Origin of the sequence: Agromyces sp. GXS1127 (assembly GCF_050565425.1) — a bacterium.
GTDB lineage: Bacteria > Actinomycetota > Actinomycetes > Actinomycetales > Microbacteriaceae > Agromyces.
The window spans coordinates 35,712-52,904 of record NZ_JBOCIG010000012.1 but is presented as its reverse complement, the minus strand read 5'-3'; the positions used below and the strand labels follow the sequence as shown (position 1 = coordinate 52,904).

Sequence of the window (17,193 nt, the reverse complement as noted above, 5' to 3'; positions counted from 1 at the left end):
TCGAAGCCAGAAAGGCCGCAGACGCTCTTGTCGGCATCTGCGACCGTGGGGGCCGAGGCGGTGGGGGCCGTCGTGGGCGGCGGGGTCGCTCCCCCGCCGCCCAGCAGCATCGGCACCACCGCGATGATCAGGGCGAGGGCGATCACGCCGACGCCCATCGCCGCGAAGATGAAGCCCTTCTTGGCGAACGGGCTCCGTTCGGTCGACTGGTCGCTCATGTGGTTTCTCCGCTCGATGCTCAGGCGCCCGAGAGGGCGCCGACGATGAAGGCTGCCGCGCCGATGATGAGAACGCCGGCGAGGATCCCGACGAACAGCTTGACGTGTTCGCCACCCTCACCGCGGCGGCTGTTGAACATGAACAGCACACCCAGGCCGATCAGCGCGAGGATGCCGGCGATGAGGCCGATCCACTTCGCCCAGCCGAGGATCGTCGTGACGCCCTCGAAGCCAGGGATCGGCTGGGGCTCCGGGTTCGGCAGCTCGGCGAGCACGTTCGCCGCGGCGATCGTGAACTCGGTCAGTGCGGACATGTTGTTCCTTTCGGTTAGCGCTGGAAGTCAGCGGAGATGGGGAGCTGAAGATCGGTGAGGATGCTGCGGGCGTCCGCGGGCGCGCTGTCGAGTTGAACGGGGGCGCCGAGTCGCCAGGGCTCGTGCCACTGCAGCCGCCAGGTGCGGGGCACTCCCCCGCTGATCACCTCAGCGAAGTGCCTCAGCGGCTTCGGAAGCCGGCCCGGTGCGTCGGCGATGAGCACGAGCCCGCGCAACTGCACGGCGTCGCCGAGCTCGCCCGAGGCCCACTCGGTCGCGGCGCGCTGCGCTGCTTCCAGGCCCGCGTGGTTCGTGCGTGCGACGAGCACCACGCGATTTGTGATGCCTCGCCGCGCGGGCATCGGCCATGCGTGGCCGGCGGGGCGCGTTCGGCCGCCGAGCGAGGCAAGCGTCGATTCGCCAGCGCCGCCGTGTACGCCGAGCCACCACACGGTCGCGGTTGCGTGCTGCAGCGCCTGTGGAAGCCGGTCGGCCATATCCGGTGCCGGCACGCCCGGCTGAGGCGCAGTCGGCCGCGGAGCCTCGGGCCTGGCCGTCGCCGGCACAACCGGCGCAGCGGGTGTGGTCGGCGCCTGTGGCGCGTTCGTCGTGACCCACGGGTTCACGTTGCTCATGCCCTGGTCCCTCCCGTCCAGTACGCAGATCCCCAGCCATTGTTAGGGGCGCTCTCCCAGGACGGAGAATCGCTCCACTCTGGTGTGAGTAACCCAATCGAGGCGTCTGGTAGCAATCTTACCTGATATATAGCAATCTATACCAACACGCACGTATTTAACCGATATTTGGGTATGATCGAACTGTGACCACCAACGATTCAGGGCAGCACTGGCCGGACAGCGCGCTCACCGCCTACGGCGAGACGATGACGGTCAGGGAGGTCGCGCAGGCGACGCGGCAGACGCCCCGCACGATCCGTGACCTCATCAACCACCCGAACGAGGCACACCGCCTCCCAGCCTCTAAGCTCGGGCGCGGTTGGATCGTCGGCAAGGTCGACCTTCGGGAGTACCTGATCCGCCACCGGAACATCGGGGGGATCAGATGACCACGCGCTCGCTCACCATCACCGCCGCCGCGATCGCGAGCGGCATCCTTCTGTTCACTGGCTGCACGAGCACCGACGCTCAGCAGCCGATCGCGACGAGCACGACGCAGCCAAGCTCGATGGCCACGTTCACACCACCCGACCAGCCGGACGTCAGCGACGACCAGGAGCTCGTCGACGAGCCCCCCGCGGCCGAGCAGAGCAAGGCCGATGCGATCACCGCGGCGACTGCCATCATGACGGCGTTCGCGCGGCCCGACCTCCCCGAGGCCGAGTGGTGGAACGGCATGCTGCCTCTGCTCAGCCAGGAGGGCGCAGCCGCATACGAGGGCACGCTGCCCGAAACCATCCCCGTCACGGCCGTGCGCGGGGATGCCACCGTCCTCGAGGGCGCGACCGACGTCATCACGCTCGTCGAGGTGCCGACCGACAGTGGCCCCTATGTCATCACGCTCACCCGCTCGGATGCCTCGCAGCCGTGGCTCGCCGAGCGCATCCGACCCAAGCAGGGGTAGCCGCATGTCGTCGCCCTCGAAGCTCGGCCTCGCCGCGGCGATCGGCCTGCCGATCGCCGTCGTCGCGAGCATGCTCATGGTCTTCCTGCTCGTCGTGGCACCCGGCGCCGCCGCATGCGGCGCGGGCCAGGGCAGCCGGGCAAACCCGAACGCCGTTCCTGCGGAGCCGATCGCCGGCTACAGCGGCGAGCAGCTCAAGAACGCCGCCTACATCATGAACGCGGCCATCGACCTCGGCCTCGACCGCCAAGCCCAAGTGCTCGGTGTCATGACCGCGATGGGTGAATCCAGCCTGCGCGTCATCAACTACGGCGATGAGGCCGGGCCCGACTCGCGCGGCCTGTTCCAACAGCGCGACTCGTGGGGCTCGCTCGCCGACCGGATGGACCCCACTACGTCGGCGGCGCTCTTCTTCCAGCGCCTTATGACCGTCGAAGGCTGGCAGCAGCTCACCCCGACGCTCGCGATCCACAAAGTGCAGCGCAACGCTGACCCGTTCCACTACGAGCGCTTCCAGGACGCCGCCGAGAAAGTCGTTTCCGCCCTCGCCGGCGCCAGCGGCCAGTGCGCCGGTGGCGACCTGCGATTCCCGCTCTCGCCCGGCTACAACATGACCGATGACTACGGCCCCCGCCCTGACACCGGTGTCGGCGCGAGCACCTGGCACCCGGCCGTCGACCTGCAGCACTCCCCGAACCCGTGTGGGGATCCCGTTCACGCGATCCAGACGGGCACTGTCACTCTTGCGATCAACTCGCAGGTGTCAATCAAGCATCCGGACGGCTACACCATCTCCTACCTACACATGCGGATCGAAGACACGCTCGTGAAGGCCGGCGACAAGGTGACGCCCGGCCAGCAGATCGGCGCAGTCGGCAACGAGGGCCAATCGACCGGCTGTCACCTCGATCTGCGCGTCAACGTCGCTGGCAACACAAACTCGCAGATCGCGACGCTACAGCTCAGCCAGGCCCTCGGTGGGCCCCGCGCCAACTTCGTGAACCCCGAAGAGTTCTACAAGCTCTTCGGCCTTGAACTCTGCCCGCCCGACAGCTGCGCTCGGAGGTATTGATGGCTGAAAGCATCCCCAGCTACCCGATCGTCGAGGTCACGCTGACCGAGGACGGCTCGGCACACATGAACGTCGCCGGATCGCACATCGACTTCCCAGCCGGCGACCCGGCCGCGACTCGACGGGCGATCATCGAACGCGCAACCGCCATCGCGGTGCAGCTCCACCGGCCCGTCCGCATGAACGCGACCGACCCGCTCGGCACGTGGCACAACGCCGTCACCCCCAACGGCGATGTCATCGACCTCGAGGCGCAAGGCGCCACGAGTCGCCAGCCGATCGTACGTTCGTCGAAGACCACACCCGCACCGGTGTTGGAAGCGCCGACACGGATCACTCCATCGTCCGTCGTGCGAACGATCGACGCCCTGCCGCCGCAGGCGCCGGCAACCGCACCTCAGGCCGTGCGCTGCACGGTCGTGTTCAGCACAGGCGAGGAGGCCATCGTCGACCAGCCCCTCATCGTGGGCCGCTCCCCGAAGCCCCAGGCGCACGAGGTCGCTGAAGCGCTGCCGCTGCACGACGTGTCGATGACCCTCTCGAAGCGGCACGCTCGGCTCGAACCCACGCACTCAGGGATCAGCGTCACCGACCTCGGCTCAGCAAACGGGACGTGGGTCGTCACCGCCGACGGCCGAACTCTCCCGCTTACGCCCGGTGTCCCTCACCGAGCTGTGCCCGGTGACCGGATCGAGCTCGGCACGATCGTCGTCGGAACGGTCGGGGTCGCCGCGTGATACCCGGTTCTGCGCGGCCGCTGCGGGATAATGCGATGACGACCCCTGCGAGCCCTCCCCGAATCGCCGCCCCCACTGGGCGCGCGTTTCAAGCTCGCCAGAGCCGAGGCGACCGATGGACGACGACTACTGGGCGAGGTTCCCAGAAGCACTCACCACGGCCGACGTCGCCCGTGTCCTCCGCATCAGCGAGAGCACCGCTCGACGCCGGCTCGACGACGCCAAGGTTCCCGGCTACCGCCTCACCGAGCAATCGTGGATCGTCTTCCGTGACGAGCTGCGCAGCATGCTCGAAGCGGTCAGCAACCGAGCCAGCGGCCCCGCGGCCGTCGTTGATGTCCTCGCCGACTACCCCGACGAGCTCGGCTACCGGGAGCTCATGCAGCTGCTCGGCAAGTCCAAGCCGACCGTCTACGCCTGGCTCGACGATGCCACGATCCCCGGACACCAGGTCGAGGGCCGCTGGGTCGTATTCCGCCACGAGCTCCGAGCCGCACTCGATGCTGTGCGGAACGCGCCGCGCCTGTAGCCCCAGCGCTCGACATCCGCGGGGGTACGTGAGACACGCCGTGCGCGCCTGCCAGTTTCTGTTACTCGATTCCGCTTGACTGTGCGCATGACGACCGAGCTTGGTGGACGCCCGTCCAAGGGGGAGCGCAAGTTCCTCGCTACGCGCGCGCCTCTCGCCTTGGCGACTGAGGCACAGGCTCGAGCCGATGAGCTCGGGCTGAGCGTCAACGACTACCTGTCGCTGTTGCTTGCCCACGACCTCGGGCTGCCCGAGTTCGCTCCTAAGCCCAAGGACCCCACGCGATTGGAGCTGCCAATCCCAGCCGCCTAACGAGAAAGAGCCCGCCGCTTGCGCGACGGGCCTCTCCAAGTATTGAGCTCAAACCCTCAAAGTTTGGCGACCACGAGGTTCGAGCTAGCTCCCCAATAAGTGCCCGTGGAGGGAAGGCCCTTTCACGTCCATCTACTGAGAGTTGGTGCTGCCATAGTAACCCGTGCCTCCGGGTACCGCCCCGCCATTGGTGGCGATTTGACCCGCGGCGTGTCGTCCACGAGCGACGACCCGTGGGAGCTCACCCGACACCTCAGCCCGCGCGGATCCGTCCGCGTCGATGCCGAGGGCACCAACGACTACTGGCTCACGCACCGCGTCGACGACGACGCTCCCTCGACCCCGTGGGCCATGAACCTCGCCAGCTCTGACGGCCGCTACCGCTTCGTCTGCTTCGACCTCGACGCGAAGAACGGCAACGCCGCTTACGACGCCAGCCGTCTCTCGCACTGGCTCGACGAGCTCAACATTCCTCACCTGGTCTGCATCTCAGGCCCCGCCGGCGGTCGCCACGTCTGGATCGCCGTCGACGATGCCGGCGTCGATGCCGAGCTCGTCGCCGCGATCGCCCACCTCGCAGCCCAGCTCCTCCCCTCGCTCGACGTCAACCCACTCGTGAACCCCGCGACCGGCTGCGTCCGCCCGCCGTACACACCGCACCGTCGCGGCGGCCGCTCCGAGCCCCAGGGCGACGTCGCCGTGCTCGGGCACCAGGTCGACGTCGACCAGCTGCTCGAGCTGCGCGCGTTCCTCGTCGACGCCGGCGCGAGCATCGCCCCGGCACCGATCAGCCTCGTCAAGGGCATGGCCAACGACGGCGCCGGGCACCCGCACCTCATCGGCGCCAAGCGCGACGTATCGGCACGGATCCGCGAGCTCATCAACGCAGCGCCGGCCGAAGACACCAGCCGCACCCTTGCCGCGGTGCTCGTCGGCTGCGCCCGCGCCCGCTGGCGCTTCACCGACGTACAGGCGATCGCCGAGCACTCCCCCGCGCTCGAGCACGCCCGCAGCCGCCCGGGCGCCGGCGGCACCCGGCATCCGCGGCCGCAGCACCAGGCCGACATGACGCTCGCGGCCGAGTGGTCGCGAGCGGTCTACTTCGCCGCACAGAACCCCCTCGACCACGACGTCGACGATCCGGGCTTCGTCGACCGTGCGAGCGCCGTCAGTCGTGCCGTGGGCGCATGCCAGGCCCTCGCCGACACGAATCCCGGCCGATGGGGCCTCGATGGTGCCTCACGCGCCCAGCGAGGCGCACAGGGCCGGCCCAGCCACCGCGCCGTGCTCGACGCGGTGTGCCTGTATCTGGTGCAGGCGGCCCGGTCCGACGTCGAGGTCGACACCCGCCGCCTGTCGGCCGACACCGGCTACGGCCGCGAGGCCTGCCGCCTCGCTCTCGCCGCGCTCTCCACGCCCGACGTAGAGGGCGACGCCGAGAGCGCGTGGCTCGTGCGCGTCGACGAAGCCCAGGGCATCCACGGCGCACGTTTCCGACTCTCCGAACGGTTCTCCACAGAAACAGGAGAACCAAAGTGGGCACAAGCAGCCATGCGCCCCGCCCCCACCGCGGCCCCACCGGCCGCCCTGCGCACCTGGTGGATGAACACTCTGAGCTCACACTTACAGGCGCTCGCACACGACGTGTTCTCCGCACCCGGCAGCTTGGGACGAACTGCCGGACGCGCCCACGCTCAGCTCCCCGAGGAAGGATCCGCCGAGCTCGAGCAGCTCCAGCAGATGGCTGGCCTCACCCGCCCCCAGCTGCAGCGCGCACTTCGCCGACTCCACCGAGCCGGCCTCGCCCTGCGCACGCGCACCGGCTGGGCCCGACCGGCGCCGGATGCCCGCACTGCGGCCGCTGTCGAGCTCGGCGTGGACGGCTTCTTGCTCGAGCGCCGGCAGCGCTACGACTTCGAGCGGTATCGGTGGGCCTGGTGGAGTGCCGAGTGCGCGTGGATGCGCAAGCGGCACAAGAAGCGCCGCGGCCGCCGCTCACCGACCGGCGTCGCACTTTTCGCTCAGAACGATCGTCCCGACTTCCCGAGGTATCCGCGCAACTCGGGCGGGCATCCTGACCACTCGACCGCGCTCGAGCTCGCCGTCGGCGTGCTCGCCCCACCCCGACTAGAAGCCACAGCAGCGTAGTCGATGGCAAGGGCCGCTCGCGGCCCGCGGCAGCCCTTGATCGAGCGGCCACCCTCGAGAGCGGGACCCTCTTCCAGCCCGCACACAGACACAAGACCTGTGCACGGCCTCATTCACGCGCGGGCTTCACCGCGAGCTCGCGACACCGCTGGAGTGCGCTTCCCTCACACGGAAGAGGTCATCGCGATGTTGGCCACTCGACGTCGTCGACGTCGAGCTCGGGACGTATCCGGAGGTACTTCACTGCGTGACGAAATGCTCGCCCAGACATGGCGACGTCGGCGGAGATCTCCGCAACGACGGGCTCGACGAGCGTGAGCTGAACGGGGTCGCGGCCAGCGTTGAACCGATCGACGGCGCCCGGAGAGACGACCTCCGGCCAGGGATGCTCACCAGCCGGCGGCCGCAAGTGCTCCCCCAACTGTCGTGCCTCGTGCGGGCGAAGCGGAGTCGAGCGCCCGACGATGCGAAGCCCGTCTTGATCGGGCAGACCGACCACGACTGCCTCGGGCCGTTGGCGGGGGCCGATAACGGCCGCGAGGACAACGTCGAGCGTGTCGCGACGCTTCACCTTCAGCCAATCGCGTGCTCCGCCAACGTACGGCTGCCCTCCACCTTTCGCGACGATGCCCTCGATGCCGGCAGCGGGCAAGGTCTCCATCCACTCACGCGCTTCGTCCACGTCGGCGGTCACGGGCGAGAGGTTGAGCGGCGGCGCCCACTCCCCCGCCAACTCCTCGAGGAGTCGGCGACGGTCGTCGAAGGGCAGGCGCCGCACGTCGTGGCCGGCAACGGCGAGCATGTCGAAACCGACGAACGACGCCGGCTGCGCGCTCGCCAGACGGCGGGCCCGTTCTGCTCCCGTTCCGAGACGTCGCTGCAGGGCGTCGAAGCTCAGCCGGCCGTCGATCCAGACGACTGCCTCTCCGTCGACGACGCACCCTGGCGGGATCATCGCCCGCGCGGCGGCCGCAAGCTCCGGGAAGGACTTGGTCAGGTTCTTCGCTCGACGCGACCAGAGGGACACCTCGTCGTCATGGACGACCACCGTCCTGAACCCATCCCACTTGGGCTCGTACCTGGTGCCGCCGGGCATCGCGGAAGCGGCCGGGAGCTCGCGCACCGATCGCGCGAGCGCGACCGCCGGTGGAACGAGGAGGCCGGGCACAGCCATCTCCTCACGCTACGCGCGTGGATCCTGCCCCCACACGCTCGAGCAGCTCAGCGGTCCGTGCACAATGGGCAGATGCCCGATGCCGTCGCTCCGTCTCGTTCCCTCGTCGTCGATGACCGGTTGACGCAGTCGGTGACGCGTGAGGCCCTCGCGTTCACGTTGCTGCGCCCCGCCGCGATCGTGATGTGGGTAGCCTGCGGGATCGCCCTGCTCGTCTGCGTTGCGGGCATCGCTCTCATCGCGGCGCTCTCCTCACGGGTATCGATGCTGATCGTCGCGCTGGGCGTCGTGCTGGTCGTCCTCCCGGCGGCCTGGGTCGTCGCGCTGCGCATTTCGATCGGGCGTTCCGTGCGTGCCGCCTACCCCGTGGGCTCGATTGCGTCGGCCGAGGTGCGCGACCATGCGCTGCACACCGAGAGCGCGCTCGGCTCCTCCGACCTCGCATATGCCGCCATCCGGGTGCTCCACGTCGGTCGCGCGGTCGTGCTGTTGCGTGTCGGCAGCAATTCGGCCGTCGGCATCCTGCCGCGCGATGTGCTCACCGACGATGACCTGGCGCGGCTGCGGTCACGCACCGGCGCTTCGGTCCCGGGCTGAGTGCCCTATGTCAAGCTGCCTCCGTTGTGAGGTCGGCGAGTCGTCCGTGTAGGGCGGGGTCGTAGGTGGTGTGGTCGGTCCAGCAGCGCCAGAGGATGCGGGTCCATGCCTGGGCGAGGATGCGGGCGGCGTGGGGGTGACGGCAGCCCCGGGCACGGGCGCGCTGGTAGGTGTCGGCGGCCCAGACGTTTGCGCGTGGGGTGTCCTGTGCCCAGTCGATGAGCGCTGCGCGGAGGTTGGCGTTGCATCCGCGTCGGAAGGCGACGTGCGAGAACTTCCCCGATTGGCGGGTTGATGGCGCGACTCCGGCCGCTGCCGCCAGGGACTCGGGATCTGGGTAGCGGGCGCGGCAGTCGCCGACCTCGGCCAGCAGGGTCGCTGCGCGGATCGAGCCGGCCCGTGGCAGTGATTGGAAGATCAGTCCGTCCGGGTGGGCGAGCAGCGCTTCTTTGATCCGGGTCTCCAGAGCGGATTGCTCTTCGCGGATGGTGGTGAGCAGATCCACGAGGGTGAGTGTGAGGATCTCTCCGGCCTGCGCTGCGGGGCCGCTCGTGCGACCCTGGACGGCCGCGCTCAGGTGCTCGACGAGGCGCTGAGGGGTGTGTCTGCCGCAGTATCCGTTGGCGGTCAGCCAGTGTCGCATCCGAGCTGCTGCACCACCTTGGACCAACCAGTGAGCCTTTTGCTCGGACGGGAATCGGCGGAGGAACGCGAGGCTGATGGGGATGTCGAGTTGGCTGAACAGTCCGACCGCTCCGGGGAAGTTGTGTTGCAGCACGGCCAGGAGTTGGTTGTGGACCGCAACCCGGTGTGCGACCAGGTCCTGGCGGGCGCGGACCATCATCCGCAGCGCGATCGTCTCGTCTGTGTCGGGGTGGACCACCGACCAACGCCCCGCGTCGGTGCGCAGCGCGTCCGCGAGGACGAACGCGTCGAATCGGTCGTCCTTGTTGCCAGCTGCCCCGTAACGAGATCGCAGGGAGCGCACCTGTCGCGGTGAGATGACGACGACGTCGAACCCGTCGCGGATCAGGTGCTCGACAACGGGACCGTCGCCGCGTTCGATCCCGACACTGCGCACTCCTCGCAGGTGCAGCAGCGTCGAGATGGCGGTCAACCCCGATTTCGAGTGCGCCACGGTGGCTTCCTCGAGACGGGCGCCGTCGTCATCGACGATGCAGACGGCATGATGTTGCCAGGACCAATCGATCCCACCGAATGCGGGCGTAACCTCCATGGTGTGTGCTCCTTCCGTCAGCCCACGGATTCAGCACTCCGGTCCGGGACGTGACGGTCGGTCGCTCACTGCGGCACTCCAGCCCAAAGGCCTGGCGCAAAGCCCTATGGCCGATCTGCACGTCCCGGGCCACCGGGCCCCGCATCACTCAGCCAGGTCGTCACCGAAGTGCGACTGCATCAGCCCAGCAGTGGCCCGGCAGCACCGGGGCGCAAACAGACAATTACGCCTGTCAGCACCCAGCGTCTACCAGTGAGTGAGCTCAGCGGTCCCGGTCGGCCCGCCAGGAGAGCAGCTGGTAGCCGTGATGGGAGATCCACTCGACCCCAATGTGCACAGCCCAGCTATCCCCGGGCTTACCTGCACACAGTGGGGACGACGGGGCCCGGCCGCACCCCCTACCGGCGTCGAGCGCCGGCTACCCCTCGAACTCCTGGAGGAACCTCGCCCATGCGGCATCCGCATCGTCGAGCGAGGCATGATCGCTCAGGTGCACCCGCTGCAGGGGCATGCCCTCGATCTTGAGCTCGGCCCGCAGCTGTATTCCGCCATCGCCGGTCGACTGATCGATGCGCACCACCGCCGCGACGTGCTCGGGGTTCACCCACAGGGTGGGCCGGCCGTCGCTGCCAGGAAGCGGGATCAGCTTCATGGCCCGAAGCCTAGCGAGGAGCCGCTCCGCGGCCCTGTGCTTCTGCGTTTTGTTTGCCTTTCCGGCCGATCATCGTAGCTCCCTCCCGGGCCTACACTCCGGGCTTTCGCGGCATATCCTCCCTCGGTCGCAAGCTCCCTCAGTCCGGTATTCCACGACCCTCCGCTCCGGCCCTCCCGGTCGCTATCGATTTCTCTCGCCGGAAGGCAAACAAAAACGGTTGGCAACGAAGGAGAGAGCAATGGCAACCGACACCCCCACCCGACCCGCTGGCATCATCGAGCACATCGACCCGCAGAGCATCATCATCGAGGCCAACGTGCGCCCCGGCGACACGATGAAGCCACTGACCAAAGAGTTCATCGCGACGATCCGCGAGCACGGCGTCGTCATGCCGGTGCACGGCTACCGCGACGAGCAGGGCAACGTGCTCGTGCGGATGGGGCAGCGCCGCACCCTCGCCGCCCGTGAGGCTGGCCTCGCGACGATCCCCGTTTACATCGTGGACGGCGACCAGAGCACCGCCCGCCGCATCATCGACCAGTTGATCGAGAACGAGCAGCGCGCCGACCTGACCGAGGCCGAACGCTCGGCGGCCTGGCAGCAGCTCGCGTTCGAGGGCATGACGCCCAACAGCATCGCGAAGAAGACAGGCACAAAGGTCGCCCGCGTGAAGCAGGGCCTCGCCGTCGCTGAGAACGCCGTCGCGACCGCCGCAATCGTCGAACACGAAATCGATCTGGAGCAGGCTGCAACGCTGATCGAGTTCGAGGACTCCCCCGAGGTCGTCGCCGAACTGATCGAGATCGCCAAGGCCGACCCCGAGCAGTTCCAGCACGCCGCCCAGCGCGCCCGCTCCGCTCGCGAACTCGCCGCGAAGATCGAGGAACACGCCGCACCGCTGCGGGAAGCCGGATACGAAGTGCTCGCCGAGCGCCCCTACTGGGACAACGAGGACTACCTCAGCATGCACCGGCTCCGCACCGCCGAGGGCGAGAGCGTCGACGCCGAAACCCTCGCGACCCTCGACGGCCGCGCCGTGCACGTCAGCCTGTGGCGCGTCGACGACGAGCCCCGGTTCGAGTTCTTCCTGCGCGGCTGGAAGGAAGCGGGCTACCGCGACCGCGACGCGGAGCGGGCAAGCAGCAACAGCGGCCCGATGAGCGAGGAGCAGAAGGCCGAGCGGAAGGCGCTCATCGCCAACAACAAGGCGTGGGCGGCAGCCGAGGTCGTGCGCCGCGAATGGCTCACCCAGTTCATGAGCCGCAAGACGCTGCCGAAGGACGCCACCCAGTTCATCGCCCGAGGCCTCACGTTCCACCGAGGCGACGTCTACCGCGAGATGCAGGGCGGCAACAGCCTCGCTCACACGCTGCTCGGCATCGATCAGGGCACCGGGTGGCGGGCCGACAAGTTGTCCGAGTTCGTCGTCGCGAACCCGACCAAGGCGCAGCACGTCAGCCTCGCCATCGTGCTCGGCGGCATCGAGGACAACACCGACAAGGGCGCGTGGCGATACCCCGACGACGAGAAGGCGGCCTACCTCGCCCAGATCGCCGCGTGGGGCTACACCCTCTCCGAGGTCGAGCAGTTGGTCATCGACGGCGCTGCCGCGAAGGCCGCCGCCCGCGCCGAGGCTGGCGTCGACTACGAGGAAGACGAGTTCGACGGCGAGGACTTCGACGCCGACGAGTTCGAGGACTGACCAAACAGGCCGGGCGGGCGACCAGCCCGCCCGGCCCCTCTCGGCCGAGCGGCCAGCGAGGGGCGACCCCCTCGCGCTCCCCCGTGCTCGCGCTGCTCTCGCCGGAGGTTCGTTCGGATCGAGCGATGTCGTCGACCACCGTCGAGGGATAGCGTTTCATCAATCCGTGCTGAGGGGGATGCGAATGTTCCGGCAACTCGTCGCGATCGACCGGTCCAAACTGCGCTGGGGCCTCGCCGCCCTCGCCCTCGTCGCCATCGTCGTCTGCGTTGCGCTCGAAGCCCTGACCGGCGTCGGGTTCGTGCAGACCTCGATCGCGGCGGTGCTCGTCGTCCTGACCGGCGGAAAGGGCACGCTCGGCTCGCGGTTCGCGTACATGGCCATAGTCACAGTCTTCGGCGGCGTGCTCGGCTTCCTCGCGTACGTCACCGCCGAGAACGCCTGGGCCGCCGCGCTCGTGCTGGCCGTCGCGGCCTATCTCACCGGACTCGCCTACGGCATCAGCCGAGCCGCGGGCAGTGCCGGCTACCTCCTGCTGTGCTGGGTGCTCGTGGTGCTGATCGGCCAGTCGCGCGACGAGTATCCCGGCGCAACCTCGGTCGCGTTCCTCATCGGCGGCGCGATCGCGATGGCTCTCGTGGGGATCGTCGCACTCGTCACCCGCGGTCGGGCGTTCCCGGCACCTCTCGAAGAACCGGTCGCGAACGCCGGCGCCGGCGGGAAGGCAACGTTCGGATCGCTCGTCACCTCGGATCTCGGCATCTGGAATCTCGTGCGCGCCGTCCTCATCGTGTTCGCGGTCGTCATCGGGTACTCGCTGACGACCGATCTCGACCCGTACTGGGCCGCGATCGTCCTGCTGATCGTCTTCCTGCCCGATCTCGGGAAGACGATGTTCAAGGCCATCCAGCGCGGCGTCGGCACGATCGTCGGCGTGCTCACCGCCACCGGCCTGATCGCGGCGTTCGATGCGGATCCGCCGATGATCGTAGTCATGATCATCGGCGCCTTCGGGGCCGTGGCGTTCTACTCGGCGAACTACATGATCTACGCGTTCTTCCTCACGAACGCCGTGCTGTCCTACTACTGGCTCGCCGTCGATCACGAGATGAGCGGGCCCGGCATTCGCATCGTCGACACCCTGATCGGCATCGCGCTCGCGATCGGCGGCGTCGCGATCGTCACTCTCATCACCAAGCGCCGTCACGCCCAGATTGCCGCCCCTCACGGGGGCACCGGGAGCACGAGCTCGCAGCAGGCGACGTCAGCTGACGATTAGGCCGGCGAGGTCGCCTGTGTGACTGCTTCGCTCCGCCAGGAGACACCCAGCGTGCCGCCGAAGAACAGCCCGGGCCGCTCTCGCTCGAGGTCGACGTCATGTCAGCGGGTCATGGTTGAGTTGCGCTCAGCCCAAGGATCACCCCATCCTGGCAACGCCCCCGGCGCCTCTCTCCAAACAGCGTCGGGGGCTCCTTCATGCGCGGCGCGCCGCGCGGGCCCGGCGACGGAGCGACGGACAACGAGCCGCTCCGCGGCCGGATCTCTGAGTTTTCTCGACCTGTCTGGCCGTTCATCGTAGGTCGCTCCACGGCCTACGTGCCGGGCTTTCGCGGCATATCCTCACTCGCTGCGCTCGCTCCGGTATTCCACGACCCGGCACTCCGGCCGCTCCGCTCCCAATCGATTCTCTTTGCCAGACAGGCCAAGAAAAACGTTGGAGAGAAGGAGAGAACTCATGACCAACGACCTCGCAACCCACCTGCGTAAGCAGCTCGTTCGGAGCCTCGTGCAGCGCGCGATCACGTGCCCCCTCACCGGGGCCGTGCTCGACGTGCGCACCGTCGCCGTCGTCAACGACGCGGACGGCGACCCCGCGATCGTCCTCTCCCCCGAGGGCGCGGAGGCGATCAAGAACGACCCCACCCGGCTCGCGGCGCTCGACGCCCGCGGCTACCACTTCGCAGCGTAGGAGGCACCCGCGATGACCACCCAGACCCAGACCCCCGAACCGCGCCCGTACTGGAAGGGCGAGCAGCAGGCCGACGGAACGTGGCAGGAGGTGCCCGACTGGGACGCGATCAACGCCGCCCGCATCGCGGACGGCGCCGACGTGCCCGGCATCGTGACCCGCGACAGCCTGCTCATCAACGCCGACATGGCGACGCTGTGGAAGCAGCGCACGCGCAAGCACCCCCGAGAGCGGTTCGTCGTCGAGCTGACGCCGAACGGCTCCCGCATCCGGGCCGCCTAGGCGGCGGCCGTGCTCACCCTCACCACCTCGGACGGGCAGACGGTCACCGCCCCGGACGAGCTGCACCTGGCCGCCGAGTTCGGCGAGCAGGTCGACGGCATCGACTGGGAAGCCCTCTGCCCGTTCGAGGATCACACCCTGACGTGGGAGTACATCGAGTTCTTCGCCCTCGTGCGCGACGACTCGATGCCCGGTTACAGACTTACAGACTCCGAAGGATCCTGACATGCTCACCATCACCCACACCCACGAGGCCGGAACGATCATCGACGGCACCAGCAAGGGCGACGGCTCGGCCGAGGTGCTGAAGGCCAACCGCTGGCGCTGGGGCCGCAGCATCGCCGCGTGGTACGTGCCGAACAGCCGCGACCACGGCCCGAACCGCCACCGGATCGAGGCGACCGCGGCCGCGCTGCGCGAAGCCGGGTTCGAGGTCGAAACCGTCATCGACGACACCACCCGCACGACGGCCGAGGTCGAGGCGGGCAAGATCGCCCGGCAGGTCGATCGCGTCGACGCGCTCGAGGCCAAGGCCGAGCGCAAGAGCGCGGCCGCGGATGCCGCGTGGGAAGCCGCCAAGCGCGACTTGGCCCGCCTGCCCGAAGGTGGCGAGCCCATCAAGATCGGCCACCACTCCGAAGGCCGCCACCGCGCTGCGATCGCCCGAGCCGATCGCAGCATGGGCCGCAGCGTCGCCGCACAGGCCGAGGCCGACCGCGCGGCCGAGCGGGCCGAGACGGCGACCCACACCACTGGCGCCCGATACAACCCGGTCACCGTGGCGAACCGCATTGAGAAGATCGGCGCCGACATCCGCCGAGTAGATCGCCAGATCGAGGCCGACCGCTACGACCCCGAAACCGGATACCAGCCCGCGAGCGACGAGCTCAAGGCCGCCCGCGCCAAGCGGGCTGCGCCCCGTCTCGCCGAGCTGCGCGACCAGCTCGCCTACTGGGAAGGTGTGCGGGCTCAGCAGATCGCAGACGGCACCGCGACCGGCTACACCCGTCAGCAGATCCAGAAGGGCGACCTGGTGAAGATCCGCGGCAACTGGCGCGAAGTCGTGCGCGCCAACGTCAAGACGGTGAGCCTCACGACCGGCTACAGCTGGACCGACACCGCGCCCTATGCCGAGATCCAGGAGCACAAGCGCCCCTAGTCGAGGCAGCGGGCCGGCCCGGCAGGCCGGCCCGCGAGGGGCGACCCCCTCGCACTCCCCCGCCGGCGGCCACAGGCCGCAGCCCGGCACGGAGGCCGGGCGATGAGGCCGCTGCGCGGCCCGCCCCTTCGGCGTTTGTTCGCCATTCCGGCCGATCATCGTAGCTCGCTCCGCCGGCTACGTTCCGGGCTTTCGCGGCATATCCTCACTCGCTGCGCTCGCTCCGGTATTCCACGACCCTGCACTCCGCCGGCTCCCGCTCGCAATCGATTCTCTTGCCGGAACGGCAAACAAAACGGTTGAGAGAAGGAGAGAGCTCATGACCAGCACCGCAGACTTCTGGGCCAATGCCGAAGTCATCCACGCCTACTCACGTGCACAGGCGCTCGTCGACTGCGTGCTCGTCGACGCCACGGGCACCGCAAGCCAAGCAGGCTACCGCGTGCCCGTCGCCCTCACGCGCGGCGCGTGGGCGGCCGCCGTCGAATGGAGCCGCGACGACGGCCTGCAGGACGAGGCCGGCCGCCTCTGGGACGTGCTCTGGATGGGCCTGCACGCCGCAAAGCGCGCGAGCGGCCAGAACCGCGTCGACTTCCACGTCTACGTCGTGCCCAATGACGACGACGGTGCATCCGGCTACGGCCGCGCGTGCGTCGTGCACCTCGCACTGCACATCAGCCCCGGCGACGACGGCGAGCCCGTCATGACGATCATGCTCCCCGACGAGGACTGAGCACCGAGCGGCCCGCCCGCGAGGGCGGGCCGCTCCCCCAGCCGACCGAACCCAACGCATCGAAGGAGCCACCATGACCGTCCAGACCATCGACGTCGCTCCCACCCCGGCGCAGTACGTCAACGTGATCCGCCACTTGCTCACGAACGTCTACCCCACCGAGCACCAGCACCTCACCCGCTACCAGCTCATTACCGCCTGGCACGCCGTCGAGCGCGACGCCCGCGCGCTCTATTCGGACGTCGGCAAGCTGCCGCGCCCGCTCGTCGTCGAGCTCGCGAAGCTCCGCGTCGCGCAGGCCCGCCGTGATCCCCGATCACCCCATCACCGAGGCGACGACTTACGCCGAGCTCAACGCCCATGGACCCAACGCCCGAACTCGAGGCGATCGCGAAGGCCGGCCTCTAACCGGCCGCCTGTGAGGGGGCTGCCAGCCCCCTCACACTCCCCCGGCGAAATACTTGCAACACAAGTAACGCAAGTAATGCGTGCAATGCTGACAACGTATGTAATACTGACAACGCAGGTAACGCAAGTAATGCTTGCAACGCTGGCAACACTTAGAACACTTGCAACGCTGGCAACGCATTCAAGACACGCAACACAAGTAACGCACTGAACGCTGACAACGCTGGTATCACTTGCAATAGGGAGAGCCGAATGACCACCATCAACCGCGTAGCGCTCGAGCGCTGCATCGCCGTCATCAACGGCAAGGGGGGAGTCCTCAAAACGACCCTGGTCGCGAACCTCGGCGGCATGCTCGCCGCGAGC

The 17,193-nt window shown here is 68.6% G+C and carries 20 protein-coding genes and 1 pseudogene; 15 read left to right on the top strand and 6 right to left on the bottom strand.

Translation table 11 applies throughout. The features are described from left to right. From ACQ393_RS17470 to ACQ393_RS17460, 3 genes and pseudogenes are all read right to left on the bottom strand, one after another. Positions 1-218 (bottom strand): annotated as a pseudogene (locus tag ACQ393_RS17470) (hypothetical protein); the annotation flags it as partial. Positions 219-238: 20 nt separating this feature from the next. After that, on the bottom strand, positions 239-532 hold the full coding sequence (locus ACQ393_RS17465; protein WP_430648133.1) for a hypothetical protein: 294 nt from the start codon (positions 530-532) through the stop codon (positions 239-241). 14 nt (positions 533-546) lie between these two features. Continuing rightward, positions 547-1,167, bottom strand: coding sequence for a DUF6668 family protein (locus ACQ393_RS17460; RefSeq protein WP_430648132.1), 621 nt, complete (start codon positions 1,165-1,167; stop codon positions 547-549). A 185-nt stretch (positions 1,168-1,352) separates the two neighbouring features. Here ACQ393_RS17460 and ACQ393_RS17455 point away from each other — a divergent pair, with 185 nt between their 5' ends. The 6 genes from ACQ393_RS17455 to ACQ393_RS17430 all read left to right on the top strand — a co-directional run bounded on the left by ACQ393_RS17455 (position 1,353) and on the right by ACQ393_RS17430 (position 6,911). Next, complete coding sequence (locus ACQ393_RS17455; RefSeq protein WP_430648131.1) at positions 1,353-1,598, top strand: helix-turn-helix domain-containing protein; 246 nt, start codon at positions 1,353-1,355, stop codon at positions 1,596-1,598. Then, a complete protein-coding gene (locus ACQ393_RS17450) occupies positions 1,595-2,113 on the top strand; it encodes a hypothetical protein (protein WP_430648130.1) in 519 nt (172 codons plus the stop codon). Before ACQ393_RS17455 ends, ACQ393_RS17450 begins: the two co-directional genes overlap by 4 nt. Positions 2,114-2,117: 4 nt before the next feature. Further along, positions 2,118-3,185, top strand: coding sequence for a M23 family metallopeptidase (locus ACQ393_RS17445; protein ID WP_430648129.1), 1,068 nt, complete (start codon positions 2,118-2,120; stop codon positions 3,183-3,185). After that, entirely contained in the window at positions 3,185-3,922 is a 738-nt protein-coding gene (locus ACQ393_RS17440) for an FHA domain-containing protein (protein WP_430648128.1), read from the top strand. Before ACQ393_RS17445 ends, ACQ393_RS17440 begins: the two co-directional genes overlap by 1 nt. A gap of 115 nt (positions 3,923-4,037) precedes the next feature. Next, the gene (locus tag ACQ393_RS17435; protein WP_430648127.1) at positions 4,038-4,451 is read left to right on the top strand and encodes a helix-turn-helix domain-containing protein; all 414 of its coding nucleotides are present in this window, start codon (positions 4,038-4,040) and stop codon (positions 4,449-4,451) included. 522 nt (positions 4,452-4,973) lie between these two features. Further along, positions 4,974-6,911 (top strand): hypothetical protein, encoded by a 1,938-nt coding sequence (locus ACQ393_RS17430; RefSeq protein WP_430648126.1) that lies wholly within the window; start codon positions 4,974-4,976, stop codon positions 6,909-6,911. Positions 6,912-7,089: 178 nt separating this feature from the next. On the opposite strand, the gene ACQ393_RS17425 is transcribed toward ACQ393_RS17430, so the two are convergent. Beyond that, the gene (locus ACQ393_RS17425; RefSeq protein ID WP_430648125.1) at positions 7,090-8,085 is read right to left on the bottom strand and encodes an ATP-dependent DNA ligase; all 996 of its coding nucleotides are present in this window, start codon (positions 8,083-8,085) and stop codon (positions 7,090-7,092) included. A 72-nt stretch (positions 8,086-8,157) separates the two neighbouring features. Here ACQ393_RS17425 and ACQ393_RS17420 point away from each other — a divergent pair, with 72 nt between their 5' ends. Continuing rightward, the gene (locus ACQ393_RS17420; protein ID WP_430648124.1) at positions 8,158-8,682 is read left to right on the top strand and encodes a hypothetical protein; all 525 of its coding nucleotides are present in this window, start codon (positions 8,158-8,160) and stop codon (positions 8,680-8,682) included. A 10-nt stretch (positions 8,683-8,692) separates the two neighbouring features. On the opposite strand, the gene ACQ393_RS17415 is transcribed toward ACQ393_RS17420, so the two are convergent. After that, positions 8,693-9,919: an IS110 family transposase gene (locus tag ACQ393_RS17415; RefSeq protein WP_430648123.1), complete on the bottom strand. Its 1,227-nt coding sequence runs from the start codon at positions 9,917-9,919 to the stop codon at positions 8,693-8,695. 418 nt (positions 9,920-10,337) lie between these two features. Next, positions 10,338-10,571 (bottom strand): hypothetical protein, encoded by a 234-nt coding sequence (locus tag ACQ393_RS17410; RefSeq protein ID WP_401001010.1) that lies wholly within the window; start codon positions 10,569-10,571, stop codon positions 10,338-10,340. On the opposite strand from ACQ393_RS17410, the gene ACQ393_RS17405 reads away from it, so the two are divergent. The 8 genes from ACQ393_RS17405 to ACQ393_RS17370 all read left to right on the top strand — a co-directional run. After that, positions 10,570-12,276: a ParB/RepB/Spo0J family partition protein gene (locus ACQ393_RS17405; protein ID WP_430648122.1), complete on the top strand. Its 1,707-nt coding sequence runs from the start codon at positions 10,570-10,572 to the stop codon at positions 12,274-12,276. The two genes, ACQ393_RS17410 and ACQ393_RS17405, sit on opposite strands and share 2 nt — an antisense overlap. Before the next feature lie 184 nt (positions 12,277-12,460). Beyond that, a complete protein-coding gene (locus tag ACQ393_RS17400) occupies positions 12,461-13,555 on the top strand; it encodes an FUSC family protein (protein ID WP_430648121.1) in 1,095 nt (364 codons plus the stop codon). Positions 13,556-14,011: 456 nt separating this feature from the next. Beyond that, positions 14,012-14,245, top strand: a complete 234-nt coding sequence (locus ACQ393_RS17395) for a hypothetical protein (protein ID WP_430648120.1) — start codon at positions 14,012-14,014, stop codon at positions 14,243-14,245. Between the two features lie 12 nt (positions 14,246-14,257). Then, positions 14,258-14,527, top strand: a complete 270-nt coding sequence (locus ACQ393_RS17390; protein ID WP_401001019.1) for a hypothetical protein — start codon at positions 14,258-14,260, stop codon at positions 14,525-14,527. 9 nt (positions 14,528-14,536) lie between these two features. After that, entirely contained in the window at positions 14,537-14,752 is a 216-nt protein-coding gene (locus ACQ393_RS17385; protein ID WP_430648119.1) for a hypothetical protein, read from the top strand. Position 14,753: 1 nt separating this feature from the next. Next, positions 14,754-15,686, top strand: coding sequence for a DUF3560 domain-containing protein (locus ACQ393_RS17380; protein ID WP_430648118.1), 933 nt, complete (start codon positions 14,754-14,756; stop codon positions 15,684-15,686). Positions 15,687-16,005: 319 nt separating this feature from the next. Continuing rightward, positions 16,006-16,419 (top strand): DUF6573 family protein, encoded by a 414-nt coding sequence (locus ACQ393_RS17375; protein ID WP_430648117.1) that lies wholly within the window; start codon positions 16,006-16,008, stop codon positions 16,417-16,419. Positions 16,420-17,079: 660 nt separating this feature from the next. Then, the coding region (locus ACQ393_RS17370) for a ParA family protein (RefSeq protein ID WP_430648134.1) at positions 17,080-17,193 on the top strand (114 nt) is incomplete at its 3' end.

Coding starts and splice junctions, on each gene's coding strand:
- ACQ393_RS17450 (WP_430648130.1), top strand. CDS start 1,595: ATGACCACGCGCTCGCTCACCATCACCGCCGCCGCGATCGCGAGCGGC.
- ACQ393_RS17395 (WP_430648120.1), top strand. CDS start 14,012: ATGACCAACGACCTCGCAACCCACCTGCGTAAGCAGCTCGTTCGGAGC.
- ACQ393_RS17375 (WP_430648117.1), top strand. CDS start 16,006: ATGACCAGCACCGCAGACTTCTGGGCCAATGCCGAAGTCATCCACGCC.
- ACQ393_RS17415 (WP_430648123.1), bottom strand. CDS start 9,919: ATGGAGGTTACGCCCGCATTCGGTGGGATCGATTGGTCCTGGCAACAT.
- ACQ393_RS17400 (WP_430648121.1), top strand. CDS start 12,461: ATGTTCCGGCAACTCGTCGCGATCGACCGGTCCAAACTGCGCTGGGGC.
- ACQ393_RS17465 (WP_430648133.1), bottom strand. CDS start 532: ATGTCCGCACTGACCGAGTTCACGATCGCCGCGGCGAACGTGCTCGCC.
- ACQ393_RS17425 (WP_430648125.1), bottom strand. CDS start 8,085: ATGGCTGTGCCCGGCCTCCTCGTTCCACCGGCGGTCGCGCTCGCGCGA.
- ACQ393_RS17380 (WP_430648118.1), top strand. CDS start 14,754: ATGCTCACCATCACCCACACCCACGAGGCCGGAACGATCATCGACGGC.
- ACQ393_RS17435 (WP_430648127.1), top strand. CDS start 4,038: ATGGACGACGACTACTGGGCGAGGTTCCCAGAAGCACTCACCACGGCC.
- ACQ393_RS17410 (WP_401001010.1), bottom strand. CDS start 10,571: ATGAAGCTGATCCCGCTTCCTGGCAGCGACGGCCGGCCCACCCTGTGG.
- ACQ393_RS17440 (WP_430648128.1), top strand. CDS start 3,185: ATGGCTGAAAGCATCCCCAGCTACCCGATCGTCGAGGTCACGCTGACC.
- ACQ393_RS17460 (WP_430648132.1), bottom strand. CDS start 1,167: ATGAGCAACGTGAACCCGTGGGTCACGACGAACGCGCCACAGGCGCCG.
- ACQ393_RS17390 (WP_401001019.1), top strand. CDS start 14,258: ATGACCACCCAGACCCAGACCCCCGAACCGCGCCCGTACTGGAAGGGC.
- ACQ393_RS17445 (WP_430648129.1), top strand. CDS start 2,118: ATGTCGTCGCCCTCGAAGCTCGGCCTCGCCGCGGCGATCGGCCTGCCG.
- ACQ393_RS17420 (WP_430648124.1), top strand. CDS start 8,158: ATGCCCGATGCCGTCGCTCCGTCTCGTTCCCTCGTCGTCGATGACCGG.
- ACQ393_RS17405 (WP_430648122.1), top strand. CDS start 10,570: ATGGCCCGAAGCCTAGCGAGGAGCCGCTCCGCGGCCCTGTGCTTCTGC.